26 protein-coding genes are annotated in these 25466 nt (G+C 74.1%); 20 read left to right on the top strand and 6 right to left on the bottom strand.

The genetic code is table 11. The annotated features are described in order from the left end of the window. The first annotated feature begins 9 nt into the window (after positions 1 to 9). The 7 genes from KIS93_RS40550 to KIS93_RS40520 all read left to right on the top strand — a co-directional run bounded on the left by KIS93_RS40550 (position 10) and on the right by KIS93_RS40520 (position 7948). On the top strand, positions 10 to 1491 hold the full coding sequence (locus KIS93_RS40550; protein ID WP_186404678.1) for a serine/threonine-protein kinase: 1482 nt from the start codon (positions 10 to 12) through the stop codon (positions 1489 to 1491). A gap of 113 nt (positions 1492 to 1604) precedes the next feature. Beyond that, a complete protein-coding gene (locus tag KIS93_RS40545) occupies positions 1605 to 2096 on the top strand; it encodes a hypothetical protein (RefSeq protein ID WP_080042691.1) in 492 nt (163 codons plus the stop codon). A 162-nt stretch (positions 2097 to 2258) separates the two neighbouring features. Then, positions 2259 to 3260 (top strand): tyrosine-type recombinase/integrase, encoded by a 1002-nt coding sequence (locus KIS93_RS40540; protein WP_080042692.1) that lies wholly within the window; start codon positions 2259 to 2261, stop codon positions 3258 to 3260. Further along, complete coding sequence (locus KIS93_RS40535; RefSeq protein WP_230465562.1) at positions 3257 to 3565, top strand: helix-turn-helix domain-containing protein; 309 nt, start codon at positions 3257 to 3259, stop codon at positions 3563 to 3565. The genes KIS93_RS40540 and KIS93_RS40535 overlap by 4 nt, the downstream gene beginning before the upstream one ends. Before the next feature lie 251 nt (positions 3566 to 3816). Further along, positions 3817 to 5895, top strand: coding sequence for an ATP-binding protein (locus tag KIS93_RS40530; RefSeq protein ID WP_155128507.1), 2079 nt, complete (start codon positions 3817 to 3819; stop codon positions 5893 to 5895). Positions 5896 to 5918: 23 nt separating this feature from the next. After that, entirely contained in the window at positions 5919 to 6335 is a 417-nt protein-coding gene (locus KIS93_RS40525; RefSeq protein ID WP_186404677.1) for an ATP-binding protein, read from the top strand. Between the two features lie 38 nt (positions 6336 to 6373). Then, the gene (locus KIS93_RS40520) at positions 6374 to 7948 is read left to right on the top strand and encodes a hypothetical protein (protein ID WP_080042695.1); all 1575 of its coding nucleotides are present in this window, start codon (positions 6374 to 6376) and stop codon (positions 7946 to 7948) included. Between the two features lie 68 nt (positions 7949 to 8016). On the opposite strand, the gene KIS93_RS40515 is transcribed toward KIS93_RS40520, so the two are convergent. Continuing rightward, positions 8017 to 8937, bottom strand: coding sequence for an SGNH/GDSL hydrolase family protein (locus KIS93_RS40515; RefSeq protein WP_186404676.1), 921 nt, complete (start codon positions 8935 to 8937; stop codon positions 8017 to 8019). A 257-nt stretch (positions 8938 to 9194) separates the two neighbouring features. Here KIS93_RS40515 and KIS93_RS40510 point away from each other — a divergent pair, with 257 nt between their 5' ends. The 6 genes from KIS93_RS40510 to KIS93_RS40485 all read left to right on the top strand — a co-directional run bounded on the left by KIS93_RS40510 (position 9195) and on the right by KIS93_RS40485 (position 15377). After that, entirely contained in the window at positions 9195 to 10103 is a 909-nt protein-coding gene (locus KIS93_RS40510; protein ID WP_155128510.1) for an MBL fold metallo-hydrolase, read from the top strand. Positions 10104 to 10205: 102 nt separating this feature from the next. After that, on the top strand, positions 10206 to 11447 hold the full coding sequence (locus KIS93_RS40505) for a branched-chain amino acid ABC transporter substrate-binding protein (protein ID WP_222107736.1): 1242 nt from the start codon (positions 10206 to 10208) through the stop codon (positions 11445 to 11447). 3 nt (positions 11448 to 11450) lie between these two features. After that, positions 11451 to 12362: a branched-chain amino acid ABC transporter permease gene (locus KIS93_RS40500; RefSeq protein WP_186404675.1), complete on the top strand. Its 912-nt coding sequence runs from the start codon at positions 11451 to 11453 to the stop codon at positions 12360 to 12362. 80 nt (positions 12363 to 12442) lie between these two features. Then, on the top strand, positions 12443 to 13930 hold the full coding sequence (locus KIS93_RS40495) for a branched-chain amino acid ABC transporter permease (protein WP_186404674.1): 1488 nt from the start codon (positions 12443 to 12445) through the stop codon (positions 13928 to 13930). Then, a complete protein-coding gene (locus KIS93_RS40490) occupies positions 13927 to 14679 on the top strand; it encodes an ABC transporter ATP-binding protein (protein ID WP_222107735.1) in 753 nt (250 codons plus the stop codon). Before KIS93_RS40495 ends, KIS93_RS40490 begins: the two co-directional genes overlap by 4 nt. Next, positions 14679 to 15377, top strand: coding sequence for an ABC transporter ATP-binding protein (locus KIS93_RS40485; RefSeq protein WP_080042699.1), 699 nt, complete (start codon positions 14679 to 14681; stop codon positions 15375 to 15377). The genes KIS93_RS40490 and KIS93_RS40485 overlap by 1 nt, the downstream gene beginning before the upstream one ends. On the opposite strand, the gene KIS93_RS40480 is transcribed toward KIS93_RS40485, so the two are convergent. From KIS93_RS40480 to KIS93_RS40465, 4 genes are all read right to left on the bottom strand, one after another. After that, complete coding sequence (locus KIS93_RS40480) at positions 15365 to 16960, bottom strand: GMC family oxidoreductase (RefSeq protein ID WP_230465565.1); 1596 nt, start codon at positions 16958 to 16960, stop codon at positions 15365 to 15367. The two genes, KIS93_RS40485 and KIS93_RS40480, sit on opposite strands and share 13 nt — an antisense overlap. Positions 16961 to 17074: 114 nt before the next feature. Beyond that, positions 17075 to 17650 (bottom strand): TetR/AcrR family transcriptional regulator, encoded by a 576-nt coding sequence (locus KIS93_RS40475; RefSeq protein ID WP_080042700.1) that lies wholly within the window; start codon positions 17648 to 17650, stop codon positions 17075 to 17077. A 28-nt stretch (positions 17651 to 17678) separates the two neighbouring features. Beyond that, entirely contained in the window at positions 17679 to 19070 is a 1392-nt protein-coding gene (locus tag KIS93_RS40470; protein WP_080042701.1) for an Asp-tRNA(Asn)/Glu-tRNA(Gln) amidotransferase GatCAB subunit A, read from the bottom strand. Next, complete coding sequence (locus KIS93_RS40465; protein WP_186404723.1) at positions 19057 to 19362, bottom strand: hypothetical protein; 306 nt, start codon at positions 19360 to 19362, stop codon at positions 19057 to 19059. The genes KIS93_RS40470 and KIS93_RS40465 overlap by 14 nt, the downstream gene beginning before the upstream one ends. Before the next feature lie 108 nt (positions 19363 to 19470). Between KIS93_RS40465 and KIS93_RS40460 the strand changes: the two genes are divergently transcribed. From KIS93_RS40460 to KIS93_RS40435, 6 genes are all read left to right on the top strand, one after another. Next, positions 19471 to 20343 (top strand): MBL fold metallo-hydrolase, encoded by an 873-nt coding sequence (locus tag KIS93_RS40460; RefSeq protein ID WP_080042702.1) that lies wholly within the window; start codon positions 19471 to 19473, stop codon positions 20341 to 20343. An 86-nt stretch (positions 20344 to 20429) separates the two neighbouring features. Then, on the top strand, positions 20430 to 20795 hold the full coding sequence (locus tag KIS93_RS40455; protein WP_222107734.1) for a Rid family hydrolase: 366 nt from the start codon (positions 20430 to 20432) through the stop codon (positions 20793 to 20795). Then, the gene (locus KIS93_RS40450; RefSeq protein WP_080042704.1) at positions 20785 to 21450 is read left to right on the top strand and encodes a helix-turn-helix transcriptional regulator; all 666 of its coding nucleotides are present in this window, start codon (positions 20785 to 20787) and stop codon (positions 21448 to 21450) included. The genes KIS93_RS40455 and KIS93_RS40450 overlap by 11 nt, the downstream gene beginning before the upstream one ends. Continuing rightward, the gene (locus KIS93_RS40445; RefSeq protein ID WP_080042705.1) at positions 21447 to 22439 is read left to right on the top strand and encodes a threo-3-hydroxy-L-aspartate ammonia-lyase; all 993 of its coding nucleotides are present in this window, start codon (positions 21447 to 21449) and stop codon (positions 22437 to 22439) included. The genes KIS93_RS40450 and KIS93_RS40445 overlap by 4 nt, the downstream gene beginning before the upstream one ends. Positions 22440 to 22746: 307 nt before the next feature. Continuing rightward, the gene (locus KIS93_RS40440; protein WP_186404673.1) at positions 22747 to 22977 is read left to right on the top strand and encodes a hypothetical protein; all 231 of its coding nucleotides are present in this window, start codon (positions 22747 to 22749) and stop codon (positions 22975 to 22977) included. Between the two features lie 309 nt (positions 22978 to 23286). Then, positions 23287 to 24168 (top strand): alpha/beta fold hydrolase, encoded by an 882-nt coding sequence (locus KIS93_RS40435; RefSeq protein ID WP_080042707.1) that lies wholly within the window; start codon positions 23287 to 23289, stop codon positions 24166 to 24168. A 114-nt stretch (positions 24169 to 24282) separates the two neighbouring features. On the opposite strand, the gene KIS93_RS40430 is transcribed toward KIS93_RS40435, so the two are convergent. Further along, on the bottom strand, positions 24283 to 25047 hold the full coding sequence (locus tag KIS93_RS40430; protein ID WP_080042708.1) for an SDR family NAD(P)-dependent oxidoreductase: 765 nt from the start codon (positions 25045 to 25047) through the stop codon (positions 24283 to 24285). Between the two features lie 53 nt (positions 25048 to 25100). Between KIS93_RS40430 and KIS93_RS40425 the strand changes: the two genes are divergently transcribed. Then, positions 25101 to 25460: an ArsR/SmtB family transcription factor gene (locus KIS93_RS40425; protein ID WP_080042709.1), complete on the top strand. Its 360-nt coding sequence runs from the start codon at positions 25101 to 25103 to the stop codon at positions 25458 to 25460. Positions 25461 to 25466: the final 6 nt, after the last annotated feature.

The raw sequence follows: 25466 nt of genomic DNA, 5'->3' as shown, positions 1-25466 counted from the left end.
CCGGGCGCTATGTCGGTTTCAGGTTACGAGGGCTGGTTACTCGCCGGCCGCTACCGGCTCCAGGACGAGCTGGGGCGGGGCGGCATGGGACGGGTCTGGCGCGGCCACGACGAAGTGCTGGACCGCCCCGTCGCCGTCAAGGAGGTCACTCTCGACCGGCGGCCCCAGTCCGAACGGGAGGCGCTGCTCGGACGCACCATGAGCGAGGCCCGCCTCGCCGCCCGGCTCTCCCACCCGAACGTCGCCACCATCTACGACGTGGTGGTCGCCGACGAGCGGCCGTGGATCGTGCTCCAGCTCGTCCCCGCCCCGACCCTCGCCGACGTGCTCGCCACGCGCGGGCCGCTGCCGCCCGTCTCCGTCGCCCGCATCGGGCTCCAGGTGCTGGACGCCCTGCGCGCCGCCCACGCCGCCGGCATCGTGCACCGCGACGTCAAACCCGCCAACATCCTGCTGGACGGCGGCGAGAGCCACGCCGTGCTGACCGACTTCGGCCTGGCCACCAGCCTGGAGAAACCGGTGGACCTCACCATCGCGGGCGAGGTCGTCGGCACACCCGCCTACATCGCCCCCGAACGCGCACGCGGCGGGCCGCCGACGCCGCAGAGCGACCTGTGGTCGCTGGGGGTGACACTGTACGCGGCGGTGGAGGGGCGCTCGCCGTTCGAGCAGGAAGGGGCGCTGGCCACGATCAGCGCCGTCCTGACCGCCGAGCCGGCGCCGTTCGAGCGGGCCGGGGCGCTGGCCCCCGTCATCGCGGGCCTCCTCGAGAAGGACCCCGCCCACCGCACCCGCCTCATCGCGGCGCGCCGCCAGCTCGAACGGCTCCTCACCCTGTCCGGCGACGACCTCCCCCTCACGCTCGCCACCGAAGCCGCGGCCGGCTCGGCGGCCAAGGAGCCCGATCCTCCTTCTCCCGCCGAACCGCCCAAGACGGGAGACCATGCCCTCGCCTTCGCCGGCGACGGCGACGGCGGCGACGACGACGACGACCAGGCGGATCCGGGCACCTGCCGGCCCACCCAGGCCCGCTCCGCTCAGGCCCGCTCCACCCAGACCCGCCCCGCTCAGGCCCGCTCCACCCAGACCCGCCCCGCTCAGGCCCGCTTCACCGAGACGCGCCGCGCCCAGCTGCGGCACGTGGCCGTGGTGTCCGCGCTGATCGCCGGCGTGCTGGTGGCCAGCTTCTGGCCGGACGCCTCGACCGCGCCGCCCGTGGCGCAAGCGCGTCCGCAGGACCGGACGTCCGCCACCCCGTCCCCCGAGCCCACCCCCACCGCGGTGCCGGCCACGACCGCCGTGCTGAAGGCCCGTCCGGTCGCGGTCCGGCGCCGGGCCAGGGACCACGCGGACACGCCCGCGGCGGCGGCCGCGCGTGAGGTGGCGCAGCGGCCGGGGCAGGGCAAGAAGGTGACCAACCCGAGCGGCCGCACGCCACCCGGGCACAGCGCCGGGCACCCCGGCAAGGGCAACGCCAAGGGCCGCTCGTAGCCGGGACCGCCCCATAAGAGGCGGGAGGTCGTAAGCGCGCGTTCAGCGCCGCGCAAGCGCCGGCGCCGATCATGGCGCGGGCGCCTGCCCGACCTCCGGCAATAAGGATCACCATGAGCCTGCTCGACTACACCCGGTCCACCCGCCTGTGCTCCATGGCCGAGCTCGACGACCGGCTGCGCGCCGCGATGACCTCCTACGCCGACCAGCAGCTGCTCGGCGACCTGGACCGGATGGCGGAGGTGTGCTGCGAGACCCGCAGCGTCCCGGTCAAGACGCCGCGCGGCTTCCTGGGCGTCTTCAGGGCGGCCGGTCTGGAGGTGGGGCCGTTCACGACCGCCGCCCTCGTCACGACCGGCGTCATCGTGATCGCCACGGTCACCGACAAGGGCACGGAGGTGCGGCTGGGCGCCCGCCTGGCGGACGTCTCGCTCACCGTCGCGGACCCGGCCACGTACGGCAACGCGACGGGCGTGCACGTGCAGGCCCGCTGGTTCGGCTCGACGGAGGCCAGCTCCTACCTGCTCCCCCTCGACACCGGCCCGGCCGGCCGGACGTTCCTGGAGCGGCTGCGCGAGCTGACCGCCGCCACCCGCCACCTGTAGCGGGCGGTGGGCAGCGACCGGGCAGGAAACGGTCATGACTGTGAGCACCCCGCCGGGTGACGCTCCCTCGGGGCCTGAACGCCAGGCGTACCTCCGGGACGGAGCGAGCACCAAGGGGAAGAGAGCGTGTGCGGCGATGCGAGTGCGGCGAAGCGGCAGGAGTTGACGGACGACCCGACGGGGCGCCCGGCGCGGGCCGTGTTCGACGCGATGCTGGAGGGATGGGCCCGGCACCAGCGCGGCAGCCAGCGCTGCAGGTCCGCGACGATCGGCCTGCGTGAGGACGTCGTGCGCAGGTTCGCCCGGTTCACCCGCGCCTATCCCTGGCAGTGGTCGCCGGAGCACGTCGATCTGTGGCTCACCCATCTGACGGTGGAGCTGCGCCGGGCGCCCTCGACCGTGCGCGGTTACTACTCGGCGCTGCGGTTCTTCTGCGAGTACGTGACGGCGCCGTACCAGGGGTGGACGCGGGAGTGCGCGGCCCGTTTCGGCAGCGTCCCAGTGCAGGTCTGCCTGGACGACCGGGCGCCCGGCCCGCTCGCCGAGCCGGGGCGGCGCCCGATGACGCGTGAGGAGGTCCAGCGCTTCCTCGACCACGCCGACGAGCAGGTGGAGGAGGCGATGCGACGGGGGCTCAAGGGGGCGCTGGCCCGGTACCGGGACGCCACGCTGTTCAAGGTCGTCTACGCCTGGGGGCTGAGCGGGTCGGAGGCGTCGGGGCTGGACGTGAGCGACTTCCAGCCGCACGCGGACCAGCCGGAGCTGGGCCGGTTCGGGGCGCTGAGCGTGCGGACGAGCCGGCGGGCGAGGGGGCTGCCGCAGCGGCGGCGGACGGTCGTCAGCACGATGCCGTGGGCGGTGGAGGCGGTGCGCGAGTACGTGGCCGAGGTGCGGCCCCGCTACCGCACCAGCCTGTCGCGGGCGCTGTGGCCGACGGAGCGGGGCGGGCGGCTGCGGACCAGGGAGATCGAGGAGCGGTTCGCGGCCTACCGCGACGCCCTGGGGCTGGATCGGAGCCTGACGCCGTACTGCCTGCGCAGCGCGTACATGGCCCATCTGCTGATGGACGGCGCGAGCCTGACGTTCGTGCAGGAGCAGGTCGGGCACCGCCTGCCGGCCACCACCGCGAGCTGCGCCCGCCTGGAGACCGGGGAGGCGAGGTGAGCGTGAGGTACGAGTACCGGTGGCATCTGCGCAAGGTCATGGCGCAGCGCGGCATGTACGCGACGACGGATCTGCGGCCGCTGCTGGTCGAGCGCGGGTTCAGGCTGTCGCAGAGCCAGGTCTACCGGCTGGTGGCCGAGCGGCCGGTGCGGCTGAACCTGCGGGTGCTGATGGCCCTGCTGGACATCCTGGACTGCACGATGACGGATCTGATCGAGCCGGTCCCGGCGCGGGGGGATCGGGCGCCGGCCGGGGGCAGTCCCCGCCCGCCCCGGCCGAAGCGGGCGAACGTCCTGCCGGAATAGCCTTCGGCGAGGGCGGGCGTTCGGCGGGAGAAACTTGTCGCCCATTCACGAGGCCGGCCGGTGAATCGATGGGTGTCCCTTTATGAGAGGTGTCGCAGAAAGGCGCACGATTTCTGCATCTGACGAATGACACCGCAGGTGAGCAGCCTGTTTGCCAGTGTTGTTCCGCGTCTTATATGAGCGCGCCAATGTGGATAAGTACTCATTGATTAGGCCGGATCGCTGCATTGTGAGCGGCTAGAGTTGTGCCCATGTCGTCGGGGAGAGGCGGAAAGTCCGAGCTGCTGGGTCAGCGTGTGCAGGCGGCACGAGCATCGGCGTTCGTGGGGCGCGAGGAGGAGCTCGCGGTCTTCGGCGCCGCACTCCACGGAGGCCGGTGGAGCGTCCTTTACGTGCACGGCCCCGGCGGGGTCGGCAAGTCGGCGCTGCTGCGGCGCTTCGCGCAGGAGGCGGCGCTGGCCGGCCGGTCGGTCGCCCGCCTCGACGGGCGCACGCTGGAGCCGTCGCCCGCGGCCTTCGAGCGCGAGGCCGAGCCCGTGCTGCGCGACGAGCGGGCGGTGCTGCTGGTGGACACCTTCGAGCGGATCCAGGGCCTGGAGGGCTGGCTGCGCGAGCGGTTCCTGCCCAGGCTGCCGCTGGGCGCGCTGGTGGTGATCGCCGGGCGGTTCCCTCCCGACATGCGGTGGCAGGCCGACCCGGGGTGGGCGGACGCGCTGGAGGTGCTGTCGTTGCGCGACCTGCCCCCGCGTGACGCCGCGGCGCTGATGGACTGCTGCGGGGTCGCCGCTGAGCTGCGCGAGCCGTTGCTGGCCTTCGCCGGCGGGCACCCGCTGGCGCTGCTGCTGGGCGCGGCGGTCGCGATGAAGGACGGCGGCGCGAGCAAGCGCTGGACCCCGCGCCACGACGTGGTCTCGACCCTGCTCGACCAGCTCGTGGGCGAGGTGCCGAGCCCGGCGCACCGGCACGCGCTGGAGGTCTGCGCGCACGCGTACATGACGACCGAGGACCTCCTGCGCGCCGCGCTGCCCGACGACGCCGCGGCGCTGTTCCGATGGCTGCGGCGGCTGCCGTTCGTGGAGTCGAGCAGCCTCGGGCTGTACCCGCACGACGTGGTGCGCGAGGTGCTGGAGGCCGACCTGCGCTGGCGCGACCCGCAGGGATACGCCGACATGCACGACCGCATCCACGCGCACCTGGCGGAGAAGGTGCGCACGGCCGCCGACTCCGAGGTGGTGACCGCGGTGACGGCGCTGTTCTACCTGCACCGCAACAACAACGCGATGGTCGAGCCGCACAGCTGGTACGAGGAAGGCGAGGTCCAGGAGGGCCCGCTGCGCCCCGGGGACGCCGAGCGGCTGGTGAGCCTCGCGCACGCGGCCGAAGGCGAGGAGTCCGCCGCGTGCGCCGCGTTCTGGCTGGCCAGACGCCCGTCGGAGTTCCGCGTCTACACCCGGGCCGAGACCGGCGAGCCGATCGCCTGCTACGCGTGGCTGCGCCTGGAGGAGCCGGACGCGGAGGAGTGCGCGGCCGACCCGGTCGTGGCCGCCGCGTGGGAGCACGCCCGCGCCACCGCTCCGCTGCGCGCCGGCGAGCACCTGGCCGTGGGCCGGTCGTGGGTGCTGCCCGCCTACCGGGGCAAATCGCCGGTGATGGACCTGCTGCAGTGGCGGGTGATCGGCAACTGCCTGCGGGCCGAGCGGATGGCCTGGTCGTACGTCGCGGTGCGCCGGCCGAGCATGGACCGGGTCGAGTGCTTCCGCCGGCACGACATGCGGGACATCCCCGACGCCGCCCGGGTCGGCGACGGGTCGTACACGCTGTTCGCGCACGACTGGCGGGCGGTGCCGGCGCACACGTGGCTGGAGCGGCTGAACCGGGCGCTGATGCCGGAGCCGTACGAGACGGTGAGCGGCCTGGTGGTCATGTCGCGGGAGGAGTTCGCCGAGGAGATCCGCAAGGCGCTGCGCCTGCTGGGCCGCCCCGACGCGCTGGCGCGCTCGCCCCTGACCCGCAGCCGGCTGGTGGCCGAGCACGGCGGAGGTGACCCGGGCGCGGTGCTGCGCGAGCTCCTGGAGCGGGAGATCGAGGCGCTGGGCGAGGATCCGCGCTCGGTCAAGTTCCACCGCGCGGTGGCCGCCACGTACGTCAAGGGCGCCCCCACCCAGGAGCTGGCCGCGGAGCGGCTCGGCCTGCCGTTCACCACCTACCGCCGCCACCTGGTCTCGGGCATCGAGCGGATCTGCGAGAGCCTGTGGCAGCGGGAGCTGTACGGCCCGCAACCCCTCGAACCCGCGGCCCGGCCCCCGGCCGGCGGCCCACCGGGGAAATGACGGCGAAAGCTAAGGTTGTCCGCATGCAGGGGGGAAACGAGCAGGTTCTGGGGCTGCGCCTGCGCGCGGCGCGCGAGCGGTCCTTCGTGGGCCGGGAGGAGGAGCTCGGCGTCTTCGACGCGGCGCTGCGCGGCTCCTGCAGCGTCCTGTACGTGCACGGCCCCGGCGGCGTCGGCAAGTCCGCGTTGCTGCGCCAGTTCGCCCAGCGGGCGGCGGCGGGCGGGCGGCGGGTCACGGCCGTCGACGGGCACACGCTCGACCCCGTCCCCGCCTCCTTCGAGGCCGAGGCGGCGGCGGTGCTCGGCGACGACGCCGCGGTCCTGATCATCGACACGTTCGAGCGGGTGCGGGGCCTGGAGGGCTGGCTGTGCGAGCGGTTCCTGCCCGGCTGCCGGTCGGCGCGGTCGTCGTGGTGGCCGGGCGGGTGCCGCCCGACCTGATGTGGCAGGCCGACCCGGCCTGAGCCGACGCGCTGCGCGTGCTGCCGCTGCGCGACCTCGGGCCGGCGGAGGCGGCGGCGCTGCTGGACGCGCGCGGCGTGAGCGACGAGCTGCGCGCGCCGCTGCTGGCCTTCGCCGGCGGGCACCCGCTGGCGCTGTCGCTGGGCGCCGCGGTGGCGATCCGCGACGGCAAGGCGAGCGCGCGCTGGACTCCCTCGCAGGACGTCGTGGCCACCCTGCTCGACCAGCTCGTGGGCGAGGTGCCCAGCCCGGCGCACCGGCACGCGCTGGAGGTCTGCGCGCACGCGTACGTGACGAGCGAGGACCTGCTGCGCGCGGTCCTGCCGGACCAGGCGGCGGAGCTGTTCGCGTGGCTGCGGCGGCTGCCGTTCGTGGAGTCCCGCCCCGGCGGGCTGTACCCGCACGACGTGGTGCGCGAGGTGCTGGAGGCGGACCTGCGCTGGCGCGACCCGCAGGGGTACGCCGACATGCACGAGCGCATCAGCGCCTACCTCGCCGGCCGCATCCGCGAGGCGAGCGACCCCGAGGTGCTGGGCGCCGTCGGCTCGCTGTTCTTCCTGCACCGGGCGGTCGGCTCGACCGCGCGGTTCCAGAGCTGGAGCGGCGACGGCGAGGTGTACGAGGACCACTTCCACCCCCGCGACACCGAGTCGCTGGTCCGCCTGGCGGCCGAGGTGGAGGGCGAGGAGTCCGCCGCCGCTGTCGCGTTCTGGGCGCCGCGTCGGCCGGAGGCGTTCCGCGTCCTGCGCCGCACCGCGTCCGGCGAGATCGTGGCCTTCTGCTCGTGGCTGCGGCTGCACGAGTACGCGGAGGAGGAGGCCGCGGCCGACCCGATCGTGGCCACGGCCTGGGCCAACGCCCGCGCGCTCGGCCCGCTGCGGCCGGGCGAGCACCTGGCCGTCGGCCGCACCTGGACGCGCCCCGACTACCAGGGCGCCTCGCCGGTGTCGGACCTGATCCAGTGGCGCAGCATCGGCTACTGCCTGCGCGCCGACCGCATGGCCTGGTCGTTCATGGCCATGCGCCACGACGACCCCATGCGCGACTACCTGCGCTACTACGACATCCACGACGTGGGCGAGCACGCCTGGCTCGGAGGCACCGAGTGGGCGCTGTTCGCGCACGACTGGCGGGTGGCGCCGGCGCAGGCGTGGCTCGACCGGCTCAACCGGCTGCTGCTCACCGGCGCGGCGGAGCCGCCGGCCGCGCCGGCGCGGAGGCTGGCCGTGCTGACGCCCGGGGAGTTCGCCCAGGCCGTACGCAGGGCGCTGAAGAACCTGACGCGGCCGGGCGAGCTGGCCGCCAGCCCGCTCACCCGCAGCAGGATCGTCGCCGAGACCGGCGCCGATCCCGCCGCGGCCCTGCGCCGGCTCCTGGAGCAGGCCGTGGCCGGCCTGGCCGAGGACCCGAAGGCGGCCAAGTTCCATCGGGCACTGGCCGCCACGTACCTGCACGGGGCGCCGACGCAGGAGCTGGCCGCCGAGCGGCTCGGCCTGCCCTTCACCACCTACCGGCGGCACCTGCTCGCGGGCGTCGAACGGGTCTGCGAGGACCTGTGGCACCGCGAGATCTACGGCGCGCCCGGGAGCTGAGCGCGCCCGGGCCGGCTTCTGGTCTCTTGCCGGTGTTCTCTTGCCCAGGGGCGTCTCTTGCCGGCGTGTCAGCGGCCGGCGCTCCGGGACAGCTTCTGGGAGATCACCCCGCCGAGGCTGATGATGCCCTTGGTGTTCGGGTGCGCCGCGGCCGGGGAGATCTCGCTGGAGCCGGAGTTGCGCAGCGGCTCGATCCAGCGCTCGCTCGGGCTCGCGCACATGTCGTGCCCGATGGACGGCCCGTAGGTGTCGACGTAGATGGCGCCGCTGCGCTGGGCCTGCTCGGCGATCGCCTTGTTGAGGCGCACGGTGATGTTGCGCAGGTACGCGAAGTCCCCGTCGGCGAACGGCACCTGGGCGGAGCGGCAGCTCTTGCCGCTGTCGGGCAGCAGCGACGGGTAGCCGACCAGCGCGATGGCGGCGTTGGGGCTGCGCCGCCTGGCGTCGATCACGACGTCACCGATGCGGGACTTGACGGAGTCGAGGGTGGCCAGGATCCGGTCCTCGCCGGACTTCTTGTAGTGCTGGCGGCAGGGGTCGCCGGTGGGCTGCCGCTGGCCGAGCAGGACGCAGTTCACGACGATCTCGCTGAAACCGATGTCGTTGCCGCCGATGGACACCGTCACCAGGTTCGTGTCGGGCTTGAGCGCCTTGATCTGCGGCTCCTGGCCCTCGTAGGAGTTCCAGATGGCGCGGGTGGTGGCGCCCGCGCAGGCGACGTTCTTGTAGGCGGCGGGGTCGGCCGCGGCGCGGATGACGGCCGGGTAGTTCAGCTTGCCCCGGCCGCACTCCTTGCTCTCCACGGGCGTGATGCCGAACCCGGAGGCGTAGGAGTCGCCGAGGGCGACGTAACGCACGGCGGACGCGCTGCTCGCGGTCGCCGTGGCGGTCCCCTGGCCCGCGGTGACGAGCGCGGCGCAGGCGCCGAGCAGGGCGGTCGCGGTCACGGTCGCGCGACCGGCGGCACGCAGGCGGGCGGTTCCGAACATGAGGGTCTCCATCGATGAGTAACGGGTGCGATCGGGTTCCGGCCCGCCGCCGCGCGCTCGGAGTGACGGCAGCCGGCCGGGACCCGCTGTCGTACTCTGGTGGCGGCCATTGCTCATTCACCAGATCGTTTTCTGTCCAGTGGCCGACCGGCGGCAGCGCCGCTTTCTGATCGCCGCCGGTCAGGGACCGGACTGTGAAGTGGACACCGCCCACCGGGATGATGTGCCGGCAGACATCCGGACAGGAGAGGTGGACGATGGAGCTGCGTCAGATCGTGCCAGGGGTCTTCGCCTGGGTCCAGCCGGACGGCACGTGGTGGGTGAACAACGCCGGGGCCGTCGCCGGTGACGACGGCGTGTTCGTGGTGGACACGTGCGCGAGCGAGCGGCGTACCCGCCGCTTCCTCGACGCGCTGGCGGCGGCGACCGGCGGGGCGCCCGTGCGGATGGCGGTCAACACCCACCAGCACGGCGACCACGCGTACGGCAACAGCCTGCTGCCCGAGCAGGCCATGATCTTCGGGCACGCGGCCACGCGGGCGGCGCTGCTGGCCGACCCGTACATCGACGGGTGCCCGCCCGTGTGGACGCCCGTGCCCGACTGGGGGAACGTGACGCGCCGGCCGCCGTCCGCGGTGTTCCGCGACGAGCTGACCGTGCACCTCGGCGGGCGGCGGATCGAGCTGCGGCACCCCGGCCACCCCGCGCACACGCCGGGCGACGTGGTGGCCTGGCTGCCCGGCGAGCGGGTGTTGTTCGCCGGCGACCTGCTGTTCAACGGGCTCACCCCGATGGTGCTGATGGGGTCGCTGGAGGGGGCGCTGCGGTCGCTGGACTGGCTGGCCGGTTTCGAGCCCGAGCACGTCGTGCCGGGGCACGGGCCGCTCGCCACGGCCGCCGACCTGCCCGAGGTGCTGGCCGCCCACGAGCGGTACTACCGGTTCGTGCTCGACGTGGCGCGCAAGGGCCGCGAGAAGGGGCTCGGGCCGCTGGACGCGGCGCGGGAGGCCGACCTGGGCGAGTTCGCCGCGTGGGCGGACGCCGAGCGGCTGGTGCTGAACCTGCACCGGGCCTACGCCGAAGCCGCCGGCGCCGACGTGGACCTCGTCGCCGCCTTCGGCGACGCCATCGCCTGGAACGGCGGGCCCCTGCCGACGGCACTGTGAACGTGGCGGGTTTCGGCCAGAGATCGGGCTGTCGAATGAACAGTCACCGTCTCTAGCGTCCCTCCCGATCCAATCAGGAACGTGACGATCGGGAGTTTCTCAGTGACCAGGAAGAGCAACGGACTGCTGGCCGCGCTGGTCGCCACCGGCGTGGCGCTGGGCGCCGGCGCGTGCGGGGCGGACAAGATCGAGGCCGCGGGCGGCGCCGGCGGATGCGACACGAGCAAGGGCAGGCTCGTCGTCGGCGTGATCGCGCCGATGTCGGGCAAGCTGTCGGCGATCGGGCTGGGCATCCGCAACTCGGTCCAGCTCGCGGTCGAGCAGGCCAACGCCTCGTGCGCGGTCAAGGGCTACCAGCTCGCGATGGACGCGCAGGACGACGAGGCCAATCCCGACAAGGGCGCCGCGGCGGCCCAGCGCTTCGCCGACGACCCCAACGTGGTCGGCATCGTCGGCTCCTACAACTCGGGCGTGGCCCGCGCGATCCAGCCGAAGATCGCCACGGCGAAGCTGCTGCAGATCTCCCCCGGCAACACCGACCCGGCGCTGACCAGGGGCGCCGACTTCGCCACCGCGCCGAAGCGGCAGTACGACAACTACTTCCGCGTCGTCGGCACCGACGACCTGCAAGGCCCTTTCAACGCCCGCTACCTCGTGGAGAAGGAGGGCAAGAAGAAGCTGGCCATCATCACCGACGGCAAGGCCGTGGGCGAGAGCATGGCGACCGAGTTCGCCAAGGAGGCCGAGCGGCTCGGCGCCCAGGTCGTCATCAGGGAGAAGGTCAACGAGAACGACAGCGACTTCTCCAGCGTGCTGACCAAGGTCAAGGGCGTGCGGCCGGACGCGATCTTCGTAGGCTCGGAGTACCACGTGGCCGGCCCGCTCAGCAAGCAGGCCAAGGACCTGGGCCTGGACGTGCCCATCTCCGGCAACGACGGGCTGTTCGACCCGCAGTTCATCGCGCTCGGCGGCAAGGAGGGCGACGTCGCCACCTCGGTCGGCGCCCCGATCGAGAAGCTGGACAGCGGCAAGGGGTTCGTGGCGGCGTACAAGAAGAAGGGCTTCGCCGAGGGCTTCGGCGGCTTCGGCTCCTTCGCCTACGACGCCGCCAACGTGATCGTCTCCTCCGTCGGCAAGGTGACCGCCAAGAGCGACTGGACGGGGGCGATGGAGCAGCGCGAGGCGCTGATCCGGCACGTCCAGGCGTACCGGACGGACGCCGGCGCCAACGGCACCATCGGCTTCGACCAGTACGGCGACAGCGTCAACAAGATGTTCACCGTCTACAAGGTCACGTCCGGCGCGTGGAAGGACGTGCTGAGCGACCGGTTCGAGGCGAAGTGAGCCGTGGCCACACTCGCCCAGCAACTCGTCAACGGATTGGTGCTGGGCGCGCTGATCGGGCTGATCGCGCTCGGCTACACCATGGTCTACGGCATCGTGCAGCTGATCAACTTCGCGCACGGTGAGGTGTTCATGGCAGGTGCGTTCGGCGCCCACTTCGCCTACCTGCGCCTGCTGCCCGCGGGCACGCCCTGGTACCTGGCCCTGCCGGTCATGACGGGCGCGGCGGTGGCGGTCTCCGTCGCCGTCGCCGTGGCGATGGAGCGGTGGGCGTACCGGCCGCTGCGCGGCGCCCACAAGCTCGCCCCGCTGATCACCGCGCTCGGCGTGTCGATCCTGCTGCAGGAGGTCGTGCGGGTCTTCTACCCGGGCGCGACCGCGCCGCTGGCCTTCCCGCGCGCCTTCGCCGGCGGCAGCCTGACGCTCGGCCCCGTGCTGGTCCTGTGGACCGGGGTGCTGGCCGTCGTCGTGGCGCCGCTGCTCGCGACCGGCCTGCACCTGTACGTGGAGCGCTCCCGGCTGGGCCGCGCCATGCGCGCCACCGCACAGGACCCGGACACCGCCCGCCTCATGGGCATCGACCCCGACCGGGTGGTCCTGGCGACGTTCGTGATCGGTGCCGTCCTGGCCGGGGCGGGCGCCGTTCTGTACGGCGTCCACTACACGCAGATCGACACCGCCATCGGCTTCCAGAACGGCATCTTCGCCTTCACCGCGGCCGTGCTCGGGGGGATCGGGAGCATCCGCGGGGCCATGCTCGGCGCGCTGTGCATCGGGCTGGTGAAGTCGCTGGCCGGCCAGTACGCCTGGGGCGGCGCCCAGTACGACTACGTCTGGGTGTTCGTGCTGCTGATCCTGGTGCTGATGTTCCGGCCGCAGGGCTTCCTCGGCCGGCCGGAAGGGGTGCGCGCATGACGTCGACCGACACCGGATCGACCACCGGCGTCCGGGGGCCGGTGACGCGTGCCCGGCGTTCCGCGCGTTCCGTGCTTTCCGTGCGTTCCGTGCGTCGCGTGCCGGGTGCCGTGCTCGTCCTGGCGGGGGCGCTGTCGCCGTGGGCCTCCGTCGTGCTGCCCGGCGGGGCCTACCCGGACCTGGCCACGCTGCACCTGTTCGACGCTCCCCACCTCGTCACCGGGTTCCGCCTGCACCTGGTCCTGCTGGGGCTGGCCGCGTTGCTGCCCCGCGCCGCCCGCCCCGCCGGCGCGGGGGTGCTGATCATCGCGTTCGTGCACACCGCCTTCCTGGCCGCGCTCGGCGCGGTGTCGTTCGGCGGCCCGGTGGCCCTCGCCGGTGGCGCCCTGCTGGTGTGGCAGGGCCGTAGGGAGCCGGCGCCGCGGTGGCCGCTGCCCGGCCGGGCGGTGGTCTGGCCGGCGCTGGCCGCCGCGTTCGCCGGCCTGCTGTGGCTGGTGTCGGCGACGCTGACGGCGGGCGGGCAGAGCCGGGCGACGAACCCGCACGGCGGCGCCGAGTTCCTGGCCTTCCTCGGCTTCGCGGTCGCGCTGCTCGGCATCCTGTCCGCGTACGGGGTGCTCGCGTGGCTGTCGGCCCTGGCCGAGCGGCACCGGACGTTCAGCGTCGCGGTCCTGCTCGGCTGCGCAATGCTGCTGCCGCTCACGGGGGCCGGCACCGGCTACTGGATGACGGTCGCCTCCACCATCGGCGTCTACGCGGCCACCGCCATCGGGCTGAACATCGTCGTCGGCCTGGCGGGGCTGCTCGACCTCGGCTACGTGGCCTTCCTCGGCATCGGCGCCTTCACCGCGGCGAACCTCGCCCACACCGTCCCCTTCCCGGTCGCCGCGCTGGCCGGAGCGGTGGCGGCCGGGCTGCTCGGCGTCGTGGTGGGCGCGCCCACGCTGCGCGTGCGCGGCGACTACCTGGCGATCGTGACGCTCGCGTTCGGGGAGATCTTCTTCCGCGCCGCGCAGAACGACCTCGGCGGGCTGACCGGCGGCGCGAACTCCATCCCCGGCATCCCGCCGATCACCCTGTTCGGCCAGGCGTTCGACCGCCCCGTCGGCGCCCTGCCCGCGGGGTTCCTGTACTACGCGTTGACCGTGCTCATGGTGGCCGGGGCGATGGCGGTGCTGGCCAACCTCAAGCACAGCCGCACCGGCCGCGCGTGGCTGGCGATCAGCGCGGACGAGGACGTCGCCAGGGCCATGGGCGTGCACACCGGCCGGGCCAAGATCCTGGCCTTCCTCGTCGGCGCCACGCTGGCGGGCCTGGCCGGCGCGGTCTTCGCCCACAAGCTGGGCACCGTCGGGTACGAGAGCTTCGACTTCAGCGAGTCCGTGACCCTGCTGGCGGCGGTCATCCTCGGCGGCATGGGCACGGTGCCGGGCGCGGTCGTGGGCGCCTCGCTGCTGTTCGTGCTGCCGGAGAAGCTGCGCGAGTTCAGCGACTACCGGCTGATGCTGTTCGGCCTCGCCCTCATCCTGATCATGCGTTTGCGGCCGAAGGGGCTGGTGTCCTCATGACGTTGACCGCGCAGGGCGTGTCCATGGCGTTCGGCGGGCTGCTCGCCCTCGACGACGTGTCGCTCACCGTGCCGGAGCGCCGCGTCGTCGGCCTCATCGGCCCGAACGGCGCCGGCAAGACCACCCTGTTCAACTGCCTGACCGGCCTGTACGCGCCCACGTCCGGGCTGGTCCTGCTGAACGGGCGCCCGCTGCCGCCCGACCCCGCCGAGGCCGCGCGCGGCGGGATCGCCCGCACCTTCCAGAACATCCGCCTGTTCCCCGAGCTGTCCGCGCTCGACAACGTGCTCGTCGGCCGGCACACCCGGATCAGGCAGGGCCTGCTCGCGGCGCTCCTGCGGGGGCCGGGCTTCCGCAGGAGCGAGGCGGAGGCGGTCGAGCGGGCCCGCGCCGAGCTGGCCTTCGTCGGCCTCGACCCGGCCGGCCGGGCCCCGGCCGGCAGCCTCGCGTACGGCGACCAGCGGCGCCTGGAGATCGCCAGGGCGCTGGCCGGCGACCCGTCGGTGCTCATGCTCGACGAGCCCACCGCCGGCATGAACGCCACCGAGACGGCCGCCGTCCGCGAGCTGATCGCCGCGATCAGGGAGCGCGGCATCGCCGTGGTCGTGATCGAGCACGACACCAAGTTCATCTTCTCCCTCTGTGACCACGTGCACGTGCTGGTGCGCGGGCGGCTGCTGGTGGACGGGCCGCCCGAGGCGGTACGCGCCGACGCGCGGGTCATCGAGGCCTACCTGGGAGCCGCCTGATGCTCGAAGTGGAAGGGCTCGCGGTCGCGTACGGCGCGATCGAGGCCGTCAAGGACGTCACCTTCACCGTCGAGGAGGGCCGGATCGTCTGTCTCGTCGGCACGAACGGCGCCGGCAAGACCACCACGCTGCGGGCCGTCTCCGGCCTGCTGCGCCCGCACCGCGGCGAGATCCGCTTCCTCGGCCGCCCGATCCACCACCTGCCCGCGCACACCGTGCTCGCCCTCGGCATCGCCCACTGCCCCGAGGGCCGCCGCCTGTTCACCGGGATGACGGTCGAGGAGAACCTGATGCTCGGCGCCCACCTGCGCCGCGACAGCGAGATCGCCAAGGACATGCTGCGGGTGTACGAGCTGTTCCCCGTGCTCGGGGAGCGGCAGGGGCAGCGGGCCGGGCTGCTGTCCGGGGGCGAGCAGCAGATGCTGGCGATCGGGCGGGCCGTGATGGCGCGGCCGAAGCTGCTCATGTTCGACGAGCCCACCATGGGGCTCGCCCCGATCATGATCCAGCGCATCCTCGACACCATCGCGCTGCTGCGCGACCAGGGCACGACCGTCCTCATGGTGGAGCAGAACGCCCTCGCCGCGCTCACCCTCGCCGACCACGGTCATGTGATCGACCTCGGCCGCACCACCCTGTCGGGGCCGGGCCGCGAGCTGCTCGCCGACCCCCGGGTGCGCTCCGCCTACCTCGGCTGATCCCGGTCCGCCCGGATCAGGTCGGCGGCGCGTTCGGCGATCGCCACGACGACGGCCTGCGGGTGGCCGCGGTTGATGACCGGCATGACGGAGGCGTCCACCACGCGCAGCCCCGTGAGGCCGCGTACCCGCAGCCGGGAGTCGACCACGTCGCCGATGGCGCAGGTGCCCGCCGGGTGGAAGATCGTGGTGAGGTGGTCGCGGGCATACCCGGCCAGCTCGTCGCGGTCGTTCGTGTCGCGCCACGGCGCCATCGGCCCCTCGACGAACGGCTTCAGCGCGGGCGCGTCCAGGACGTCCCTGGCGATGGTCAGGCCGGCGACGATGCGCGGCAGGTCTTCCGGGGCGGTGAGGTAGCCGGGGTCGATAAGCGGCGCCTGCTCCGGGTCCGGCCCGGCGGGGCGCAGGCTGCCCCGGCTCTCCGGCCGCAGCAGCACCACGGTCAGCATGAGGCCGTGCCCGGGCGGGCCCGCCGGGAAGTGGGGGCCCTGCGCGGCCGGCATGAAGATCAGCTCCAGGTCGGGCGCGGCCAGCTCCGGCGAGCTGCGGACGAACGCCGCCGCCTCCCCGCCGTTCGAGCCGAGCAGGCCCCGGCGCTCGCGCCGCCACAGCTCCAGTTGCGCCGGGTCCTGCGCGCCCAGCAGCGTCACCGGCTGGGCGCAGCGCACGTACACCGGGCAGGTCGGGTGGTCGTGCAGGTTCGCGCCGACGCCGGGCAGCTCGTGCCGCAGCGGGATGCCCGCCTCGGCCAGCGCGCCCGCCGGGCCGACGCCGGACAGCATCAGCAGGTGCGGCGAGCCGATCGCGCCCGCGCTCAGCAGCACCTCCCGGCCGGCGTGCGCGGTGCGCACGTGCCCGTCCCCGGTGCGGTAGCGCACGCCGGTGGCCCGCCCGCCGTCCAGGACGATCGCGTGCGCGGTGGCGCCGGTCACGACCGTCAGGTTGGGCCGGCCGGCGGCCGGGCGCAGGTAGGCGTCCACGACGCTCCACCGCTCGCCCTGGTACTGGTTGACCGGCGTCGGCGCGAAGCCCGAGTTGTCCGGCTCGTTCAGGTCCGCCAGGCGGCGCAGGCCGCGCTCCGCGCACGCCTCCAGGAACGCGGCGGTCGCCACGTTCGGCTCCCGCAGGTCGGAGATCCACATCGGGCCGTCCGTGCCGTAGGGGCCGCTCTCCCCGTCCTCGCCGGCCCGGCGCTCCGCCCGCCGGAAGTACGGCTCCATCACCTCGTACGACCAGCCGTCCCCCTCCCCCTGCGGCCAGTCGTCGAAGTCCGCGCGGTGGCCGCGTACCCACATCTGGGCGTTGACGGACGAGCTGCCGCCCAGCACGCGGCCGTGCGGCAGGTACACGCCGCGCCCGCCCAGCCCGGCCTGTGGCGTGGTCAGGTGCCGCCACGCGTGCGGGCCCGCCACCAGCCTGGACCACTGCAGCGGCATCCTGAACGCCGGATCGTCGTCCCGCTCCCCCGCCTCGATCAGCAGGACCCGGCGGGACGGGTCGGCGCTGAGCCGGCTCGCCAGCACGCAGCCCGCCGAGCCGGCACCGACGATCACATAGTCGTAGGCGCTGTCTTCGGACATCATGTGTCCCCCTTCCTGTCGACACATCCGGACGACACGGGCGGGACCGTAGAGCGTGGGAATGACCAACCGGCAGCTCATTCGCTGCCCGATGAACGACCATGTGCCGGGCCGGCCTCAGGGGGCGGTCGGCAGGACCTTCCGTACGAGGTCGTCGGCGTACTGGGGGCTGAGCCCGTCGGGCCGGAACAGGATGCGGTAGATCATGGGCGCGACCAGGTGATCCATGACCGTCTCGACCCCGGGCGCCGGCTCGCCCCGCCGCCTGGCCCGTTCGAGGACGACCTCGACCTGGTCGGCGGCGTAGGCGGAGCACTGGCCGGCGTTGGAGCCGTCGGGGTCGCCGAGCAGCGCGTCGCGCAGGTAGGCACGGCCGGTGGCCGAGCCCATCTCGTCGAGGAACTGGGTGGCCCAGGCCGACAGGTCGGCACGCAGGTCGCCGTGGTCGTCCGGTGGTGACTCGGGGCGCAGGCGCTCGACGGCCACGTCCGACAGCAGCTCGTGCAGGTCGCCCCAGCGCCGGTAGATGGTCGAGGGGGTGACGCCGGCGCGGGCCGCGATGGCGGGCACGGTCAGCGCGGCGCGGCCCTGCTCGGCCTCCAGCTCCCGGACGGCGGCGTGCACGGCCTGCTGCACCCGGGCGCTGCGCCCGCCGGGGCGGATCGCCGGCTTGGACCTGGTCTTGGCGCTCATGCCCGCATCTTAATGCGAATAAATTGCGTCAAGCGGCCACCGGCGCCAGGGTCCCGGCGCGGTCCAGTGCCTGCTCGCAGGCGCGGCCGACGCTCAGCAGCCGGCTCTCGCCCAGCGCCGGCCCCATGAGCTGCAGGCCGATGGGCAGGCCCGCCTCGTCGTGCCCGGCGGGCAGGGTGAGCGCGGGCACGCCCGTGATGTTGGCGGGGGCGCTGAGCCGGACGTAGGCGTCGGAGACGGCCTCGACCGTGCCGTCGGGCCAGGTCACGCTGTCCTGCCCGGCCGGGGCCGCGGTGATCGGGGTGGCGGGGGCGGCGATCACGTCCACCCGTCCGAACAGCTCCGACCAGGCCTGGCGCATGAGCGAGCGGGCCCGGCGGGCCCGCACGTGGTCGGCCGCGGGCAGCAGCGCGCCGGCTTCCAGCAGGACGCGCACGTCCGGCGCGTACAGCTCGGGCGAGGAGCGCAGGGTCGGCTCGTGGTACGCGGTGGCCTCCGGCACCATCAGCCCCCACTGGGTGGCCTGGATGAACCGGGCGTAGGGGATCTCGATCTCGACGAGCCGGGCGCCGAGCTGCTCCAGGCGGGCGACGGCGGCCCGCACGGCGGCCTCGACGGCGGGATCGACGTGCTCGAAGTAGTGGTTGACCGGCACGCCGACCCGCAGCCCCCGCAGGCCCTCGCTCTCCCCCGCCTCGAACGCGGCGCCGGGCAGGCTCGCCGGGTCCCTGGGGTCGTGGCCGGCCAGCGCGGGCAGCACGAGCGCGGCGTCCGCCACCGTACGGGTGATCGGCCCGACGTGGTCGAGCGACCACGACAGCGGCACGACCCCGTGCCGGGAGACCAGGCCGTAGGTCGGCTTGAGCCCGACGACGCCGTTGAGCGCGGCCGGCACGCGGATGGAGCCGCCGGTGTCGGTGCCCAGCGCGAACAGGGCGCTCCCGGCGGCCACGGCCACCGCCGAGCCGCCGCTCGACCCGCCGGCGACGCGGCCCGGGTCCCAGGCGTTGCGGGTCTGGGGGGTCGTCAGCCCGTACGCGAACTCGTGCGTGTGCGTCTTGCCCACCAGGATCGCGCCCGCCTCGGACAGGCGCGCGGCCACGGCGCTGTCGGCGGCGGCGAGATGCCCCTGCCGGACCTGGGAGCCGGCGCCGGTGGGCAGCCCGGCCACGTCGATGAGGTCCTTCAGCCCGAACGGGATGCCGTGCAGCGGGCCCCGGTAACGGCCGGCGGCGATCTCCCGTTCGGCCTCGGCGGCCGAGGCGCGGGCGGTCTCGGCGATCACGGTCGCGTACGCGTGCAGCGTGCCGTCCACGGCGTCGAGCCGGGCGAGCACGGCGTCGGTCAGCTCCACCGGGGACACCTCGCGCCGCGCGACGGCCGCGGACGCCTCGGCGACGGTCAGCTCAACCAGCGACATCGGCGCGCTCCCTTCCGGCGGGCGCGGTCGCGGCGTGCCGCCATCCGGCGGGCAGGACGGCGGGCAGGGCGGCGGGCAGGGCGGCGGGCAGGGCGGCGGGCAGGGCGGCGGGCAGGGCGGCGGGCAGGGCGCCGGGTGCGGTCTCGCCCAGGTCGAGCTCGCGCAGGGTGCTGACGACGGCGCGGATGTGGTCGGCGGTGGCGGCCACGGCCGCGTGGCGCTCCTCGGCGAGCGGCAGCCCGGCGCGGTCCGCCCAGCGGGCGGCCTCCTGGGCGGTGAGGGTGAGTGTCATCTGGACCTTCCCAACTAAAAGCCAAAATTTCGCTTTTAGGGAGCATAGGGGGGTACCGTCACTAACGCAAACGTTTAGCTTTAACGCGTTCAACGAGGGAGACCCACCATGCCCGCCGACTCCTGGACCGCCGGCGACCTCGTCATCCAGCGCATCGACGAGACGGAGTTGCCACCCCAGACCGGCCCCTGGCTGCTCCCGGACGCCACCCCCGACCTGGTGTCCGGCGAGCCGTCGCTACGACCCGGCTTCGCCGACGACCGCGGCACCCTGCGCCTGACCACGCACAGCTTCGCCATCACCACCGGCGGCCTGCGGGTGCTCGTCGACACCGGCATCGGCAACGGCAAGACCCGCGCCAACCCCGCCTGGCACGACCTCGACACCCCGTACCTGAGCCGCCTCGCCGCCGCCGGCCACTCCCCCGAGGACATCGACCTCGTCGTCCTCACCCACCTGCACACCGACCACGTCGGCTGGAACACCCGCCCGGACGGCGCGGACTGGATCCCCACCTTCCCCAACGCCCGGTACGTCACCTCCCGGGCCGAATGGGACCACTGGGCGGCGGCCGACATGGACGAGCCCCGCAAGGCCATGTTCCGCGACTCCGTGCACCCCATCAGGGACGCGGGCCTGCTGGACCTCGCCGACGTGCCGCCGCAGGGCGTGGAGGTCGCGCCCGGCGTACGGCTCCTGCCCACGCCGGGTCACACGCCGGGCCACGTGGCGGTGTCCCTCGGCGACGGCGCCGCGCTGATCACCGGCGACTGCGTGCACCACCCCGTGCAGCTCCGCCGTCCCGACATCACGAGCTGCGTGGACATCGACCCGCGGCAGGCGGTCGAGACCCGGCGGCGGCTGCTCGCCTCGCTGGCCGGCACGGGCACGCTGCTGCTCGGCAGCCACTTCCCCGCGCCCACCGGCGGCCTCGTGGAGCGGGACGGTGAAACCTTCCGGCTCGTCCCGGCGGCGGGGTGACCGTACAGAGAGCGTCGATCCACTGCTTGGACATTCAGTCCAAGCAGTGTACGGTTCGTCCAGAGATGTTCTTCTGGAGGACCCACGTGGATGAGCACCCTTACTCGACGGCGTTCCGCAGCGGCGACCTGGTGGCCGTCTCGGGCCGGCTCGGCGTGAGCGAGCCCGGCGTGCTGGTGCCCGGCGGGTTCGACGCCGAGTGCGCGCAGGCGTTCGCCAACCTCGACGCGGCGCTGCGCTCCGCCGGGGCCGGCCGCGGCGACGTGATCAAGGTGGTCGCCTACCTGACCGACATCGCCGACCGGTCCCGGCTCAACGCCGCCTACGAGGGGTTCTTCAGCCCGCCGCGCCCCGCCCGGAGCTGCGTCGGCGTCGCCTCGCTCCCGTACGGCGGCGCCATCGAGATCGAGGCACTCGCCCGCGTACGGGAGGAGCCCGCCGGTGAAGCGTGAGCAGGACGCCATCCTCGCCGCGCTCACCCCCGTCGTGGACGGCATCGTGGCGACGCTCGGCTCGTTCTGCGAAGTGGTGGTGCACGACTTCCGCCGCCCGGAGAGCTCCGTGGTCGCCATCGCCGGCACCGTCACCGGCCGCAGCGTCGGCGGCTCGATGAGCGAGATCGGCATGGGCCTGCTCGCCCGCGGCGACCAGGCGAGCGACCAGCTCAACTACGTCACCCGCACCAAGGACGGCAAGCTCGTCAAGTCCTCCACCATGGTCCTGCGCGACAGCGCGGGCACCATGTTCGGCGCCCTGTGCGTCAACCTCGACATCACCGCCGTCACCCAGGCGCACGCGCTGATCGGGGAGCTGGCCGGACTCGCCGCCCCCACCGGCGCGCCCACCACGACGTTCGGCGACGACATCGACTCGGTGGTGGCCGCCATCGTCGACGCCCACCAGCTCGACCAGGGCAAGCCCTGGGCGGAGCTCGGCCGCGAGGAACGGCTGGAGCTGTTCAGGACCCTCGACGAGCGCGGCGTGTTCGCCGTGCGCCGGGCGGTCCCCCAGGTCGCGGCCCGGCTCGGCATCTCCCGCGCCTCCGCCTACAGCTACCTCTCCCAGGCCCGCAGCGGATCCGACACCTCTCAGGAGCAGCAAGCATGACGAACGCCCTTCCGGTCACCCTCGATGACGTCCACGACGCCGCCGCCCGGCTGAAGGGCGTCGCCCACCGCACCCCCGTCCTGCGCTCGCGCACCCTCGACGCCCTCGTCGGCGCCGAGGTGTTCCTGAAGTGCGAGAACTTCCAGCGCGTCGGCGCGTTCAAGTTCCGCGGCGCCTACAACGCCGTCTCCCGGCTCACGCCGCAGCAGCGGGCCCGTGGCATCGCCGCGTACTCCTCGGGCAACCACGCCCAGGCCGTGGCGCTGGCCGCGCGCGAGCTGGGCAGCACGGCGGTGATCCTCATGCCCGAGGACACCCCCCGCTCCAAGAGGGAGGCCACCGCCGGCTACGGCGCCGAGGTCGTCACCTACGACCGCTACACCGGCGACCGGGTCGCCATCGGCGAGGCGCTGGCCGCCGAGCGCGGCCTCGCGCTGATTCCCCCGTACGAGCACCCGCACGTCATCGCCGGCCAGGGCACCGCCGCGCTGGAGCTGATCGAGGAGGTCGGCGACCTCGACGCGCTGCTGGTGCCCATCGGCGGCGGCGGGCTGATCGCGGGCAGCGCCACGGCCGCCAAGGGCCTGCTGCCCGGCATCCGCGTGATCGGCGTCGAGCCGGAGGCGGGCGACGACACCAAGCGGTCGCTGGCGGCGGGCGCGCGCGTGTCCATCCCGGTCCCGCGCACGATCGCCGACGGCCAGGCCGCCGACATCCCGGGCGAGCTGACGTTCTCCATCAACAAGCACCTGGTGGACGACGTCGCCCTCGTCTCCGACGACGACATCCGCGCGGCGATGCGGCTGGCCTTCGAACGCCTGAAGATCGTCATCGAGCCCAGCGGCGCGACCCCGCTCGCCGCCCTGCTGGCGGGGCGAGTGGAGCGGGTGCCGCGGCGCGTGGGCGTGATCGTCTCCGGCGGCAACATCGACGCCCGCCGCTTCGCCGACCTGTGCGCGGCCGCCCCCCCGGCGCAGCCCGCCCCCTGACCCCCGGCCTCGGCCCGCCGTCAAGCCCCCGGCCCGGCCCGCCGTCAGACCCTCGGCCCAGCCCGCCGTCAGGCCCCCGGCCCAGCCCGCCGTCAGGCCCCCGGCCCAGCCCGCCGTCAGGCCCAGCCCGCCGTCAGACCCTCGGCCCGGCCCGCCGTCAGGCCCCCGCCCCGGCCCGCCGTCAGGCCCCCGCCCCGGCCCGCCGTCAGGCCCCGGCCCGGCCTGGAGCCGGGCCTGCGCGGGCGCCGCCCGGCGCGCGTGCACGCCGGCGAGGAGCAGCACGGTCGTGCAGGCGTACCCGGCGGCCATGAGGAGGCGCCAGCCCATCCACGGCAGCAGCCTCGCCTCCCAGCCCGTGCAGTCGGCCAGGAGGAAGTACGAGAACGCCATGAGCGCCCAGTGCAGCGCGACCGCCGTCACGAGCAGGGCCGCGACCAGCCCGGCCAGGGTGGCGAGCCGGCGTCCGGGGCGGCTCGCCGCCGCGCCCGAGACCAGGACGGCGGCCATAGGGAGCCCGTTCGGCAGGAACCAGCCGTAGGTGGTCTCCACGTGCTGCCGCAGGTCCAGCCAGATCGTCTCCACCTCGGACCACAGCGCGGCCAGGCCCGAGGGAAGGGGTCCGTAGCCCGCGCAGCCCACCGCGCCGTCGCCCTCGAACCACCCCGGCAACCACAAGGACAGGAAGCTCAGCAGGCCGGCCGCGAACGCCGCCGCCCACCACCGGAGGTACCGCCACCGTGACATGGTCCGCCCGCGACGAACGAGAAGGATGATCGGAAGCCGCCATTGTGCCACGCCCGGCCGGATCGTTCGTTGATCGTGCGCGGCGAGGGGTAGGGGCGGGCGGATGTTCGACGACTTCGAGACCGGCATGATCGACGTGGGCGAGACCGAGCTGTACGTCCGGTACGGCGGCTCCGGCAGCCCGCTGCTGCTCCTGCACGGCCACCCCCGCACCCACGCCACCTGGCACCGCGTGGCCCCGCTCCTCGCCCCGCACCACACGGTGGTCTGCCCCGACCTGCGCGGTTACGGACGCTCCGGCAAGCCGCCGACGACCGCCGACCACACGCCCTACTCCAAGCGGGCCATGGCGGCCGACATGGTGGCGCTCATGCGGGAGCTGGGGCACGACCGGTTCGCGGTGGCGGGCCACGATCGCGGCTCGTACGTCGCCCACCGCCTGGCCGCCGACCACCCCGACGTCGTCACGCGGCTGGTCGTGATGGACGGCATCCCGATCGGCGAGGCGCTGGCCCGGGCGGACGCGCGGTTCGCCGCGGCGTGGTGGCACTGGTTCTTCCTCGGCCAGACCGAGAAGCCGGCCGAACGGGTCATCAACGCCGACCCCGACGCCTGGTACCGGGGGACGGCCGAGCAGATGGGGCGGGAGGCGTACGAGGACTACCGCCGGGCCGTGCACGACCCGGCCACGGTGCACGCCATGTGCGAGGACTACCGCGCCGGCCTGACGGTGGACCGGGCGGCGGACGACGCCGACCGCGCGGCGGGGCGGCGGATCGCGTGCCCGACGCTGTTCCTGTGGTCGGAGAAGGACGACATGGTGGATCTGTACGGCGACCCGCTGGCGATCTGGCGCACCTGGGCCACCGACGTGACGGGGCACTCGATCGGCAGCGGCCACCACATGGCCGAGGAGGCCCCGGACGAGGTGGCGGCGGCCCTCCTCGCCTTCCTCCGCCCCGCGGCCGCGCCTGGGGCCGGGTGAGCCACCGCGCCTCGTAACAGCCCCCGGGCCTCGGGCCGGGTGAGCCGCCACGCCTCGCGACCGCCCCCGGGTCTCAGGCCCGGTGAGCTCCCACGCCTCGTGACCGCCTCCAGCTCAGGTGAGCTCCAGGCCGCCGTCGACCGTGAGGACCTGGCCGGTGATCCAGGTGGCGGCGGGGTCGGCGAGGTGGACGATCCAGGCGGCCACCTCCTCGGGGGTGCCGCGGCGGCCGAGGGGGATGGCGGCGGTCTCGTCCCGCTTGATCTGCTCGACGACGGCGTCCGGCAGGCCGGCGGCGGTCAGGGCCTCGCTCTCGGTGGGGCCGGGGGCCAGGGCGTTGACGCGGATGCCGTCGGCGGCCAGCTCCAGCGCCCAGCTGCGGGTGAGCTGCTCGATGGCGGCCTTGGAGGCGGCGTAGTGGGCGGCGCCGGGCAGCGGGCGGTGGCCGTACGTGCTGGAGATGTTGACGATCGCGCCGCGGGCGGCGCGCAGGTGCGGGAGCGCGGCGCGGGCGAGCAGGCTGGGGGCGGTGACGTTGAGTGCGAGCAGGTCGGCGACGCGCCGGGCGTCGGTGTCGGCGAGCGGCATGACGGTGGTGGCGCCGGCGTTGTTGACCAGCACGTCCAGGCGGCCCCAGCGCCCGGCCGCCGCGTCGATCACCTCCTGCGCGGCACCGTCGGCGGTGATGTCGGCGGGCAGGGTGGCGATGCCGGGATGCCGGTCGGCGGTCTGGCGCAGGGCGTCGGCGCGGCGGCCGACGGCGAGCACGTGTGCTCCGGCGCGGGCGAAGGCTAGCGCGGCGGCCCTGCCGATGCCGGAGCCCGCGCCGGTCACGATCACGGCCTGGCCCCGCAGCCGGCTGGTGGACGCGGTGGTCACGGCACCCCTCCTGTTCGATGTTCGTGAAACATCGAACAAGCTACCATGGGTAGATGAGACGGGCACATCACCCCGAGACCGGGGAGATCACATTGATGGGGGTGATGGCCGCCCTCAGTGACCCGATCCGGGTCGGGCTGGTGCGGGTGCTGGCCGACGGCCAGGAGCGCGGCTGGGGCGAGCTGCGGGCGCCGGTCGCCAAGTCCACCCTCAGCCACCATCTGAAGGTGCTGCGTGACGCCGGGCTGACCCGCACCCGCCAGGAGGGCACCCGCTGCTTCGTGGTGCTGCGCCGCGAAGAGCTGCAGGCCCGCTATCCGGGGCTGCTGCCGGCGGTGCTCGCCGCGGCCGAGGACGAGGACGTCGGCCACCAGGTGGCCGTGTCTCCGTCCCTTCAGGAGTCGTCCCTTTAGGAGTCG

The sequence above is a fragment of the [Actinomadura] parvosata subsp. kistnae genome (assembly GCF_900323885.1).
Classification (GTDB): Bacteria; Actinomycetota; Actinomycetes; order Streptosporangiales; family Streptosporangiaceae; genus Nonomuraea; species Nonomuraea composti.
This window is presented reverse-complemented; position numbering and strand designations above follow the sequence as displayed.

Excerpts from the sequence above, each read along its gene's own strand:
- KIS93_RS40550 (WP_186404678.1), top strand. The coding sequence starts at position 10 with ATGTCGGTTTCAGGTTACGAGGGCTGGTTACTCGCCGGCCGCTACCGG.
- KIS93_RS40545 (WP_080042691.1), top strand. The coding sequence starts at position 1,605 with ATGAGCCTGCTCGACTACACCCGGTCCACCCGCCTGTGCTCCATGGCC.
- KIS93_RS40530 (WP_155128507.1), top strand. The coding sequence starts at position 3,817 with ATGTCGTCGGGGAGAGGCGGAAAGTCCGAGCTGCTGGGTCAGCGTGTG.
- KIS93_RS40525 (WP_186404677.1), top strand. The coding sequence starts at position 5,919 with ATGCAGGGGGGAAACGAGCAGGTTCTGGGGCTGCGCCTGCGCGCGGCG.
- KIS93_RS40515 (WP_186404676.1), bottom strand. The coding sequence starts at position 8,937 with ATGTTCGGAACCGCCCGCCTGCGTGCCGCCGGTCGCGCGACCGTGACC.
- KIS93_RS40510 (WP_155128510.1), top strand. The coding sequence starts at position 9,195 with ATGGAGCTGCGTCAGATCGTGCCAGGGGTCTTCGCCTGGGTCCAGCCG.
- KIS93_RS40490 (WP_222107735.1), top strand. The coding sequence starts at position 13,927 with ATGACGTTGACCGCGCAGGGCGTGTCCATGGCGTTCGGCGGGCTGCTC.
- KIS93_RS40485 (WP_080042699.1), top strand. The coding sequence starts at position 14,679 with ATGCTCGAAGTGGAAGGGCTCGCGGTCGCGTACGGCGCGATCGAGGCC.
- KIS93_RS40480 (WP_230465565.1), bottom strand. The coding sequence starts at position 16,960 with ATGATGTCCGAAGACAGCGCCTACGACTATGTGATCGTCGGTGCCGGC.
- KIS93_RS40475 (WP_080042700.1), bottom strand. The coding sequence starts at position 17,650 with ATGAGCGCCAAGACCAGGTCCAAGCCGGCGATCCGCCCCGGCGGGCGC.
- KIS93_RS40470 (WP_080042701.1), bottom strand. The coding sequence starts at position 19,070 with ATGTCGCTGGTTGAGCTGACCGTCGCCGAGGCGTCCGCGGCCGTCGCG.
- KIS93_RS40465 (WP_186404723.1), bottom strand. The coding sequence starts at position 19,362 with ATGACACTCACCCTCACCGCCCAGGAGGCCGCCCGCTGGGCGGACCGC.
- KIS93_RS40460 (WP_080042702.1), top strand. The coding sequence starts at position 19,471 with ATGCCCGCCGACTCCTGGACCGCCGGCGACCTCGTCATCCAGCGCATC.
- KIS93_RS40445 (WP_080042705.1), top strand. The coding sequence starts at position 21,447 with ATGACGAACGCCCTTCCGGTCACCCTCGATGACGTCCACGACGCCGCC.
- KIS93_RS40440 (WP_186404673.1), top strand. The coding sequence starts at position 22,747 with ATGAGGAGGCGCCAGCCCATCCACGGCAGCAGCCTCGCCTCCCAGCCC.
- KIS93_RS40435 (WP_080042707.1), top strand. The coding sequence starts at position 23,287 with ATGTTCGACGACTTCGAGACCGGCATGATCGACGTGGGCGAGACCGAG.
- KIS93_RS40425 (WP_080042709.1), top strand. The coding sequence starts at position 25,101 with ATGAGACGGGCACATCACCCCGAGACCGGGGAGATCACATTGATGGGG.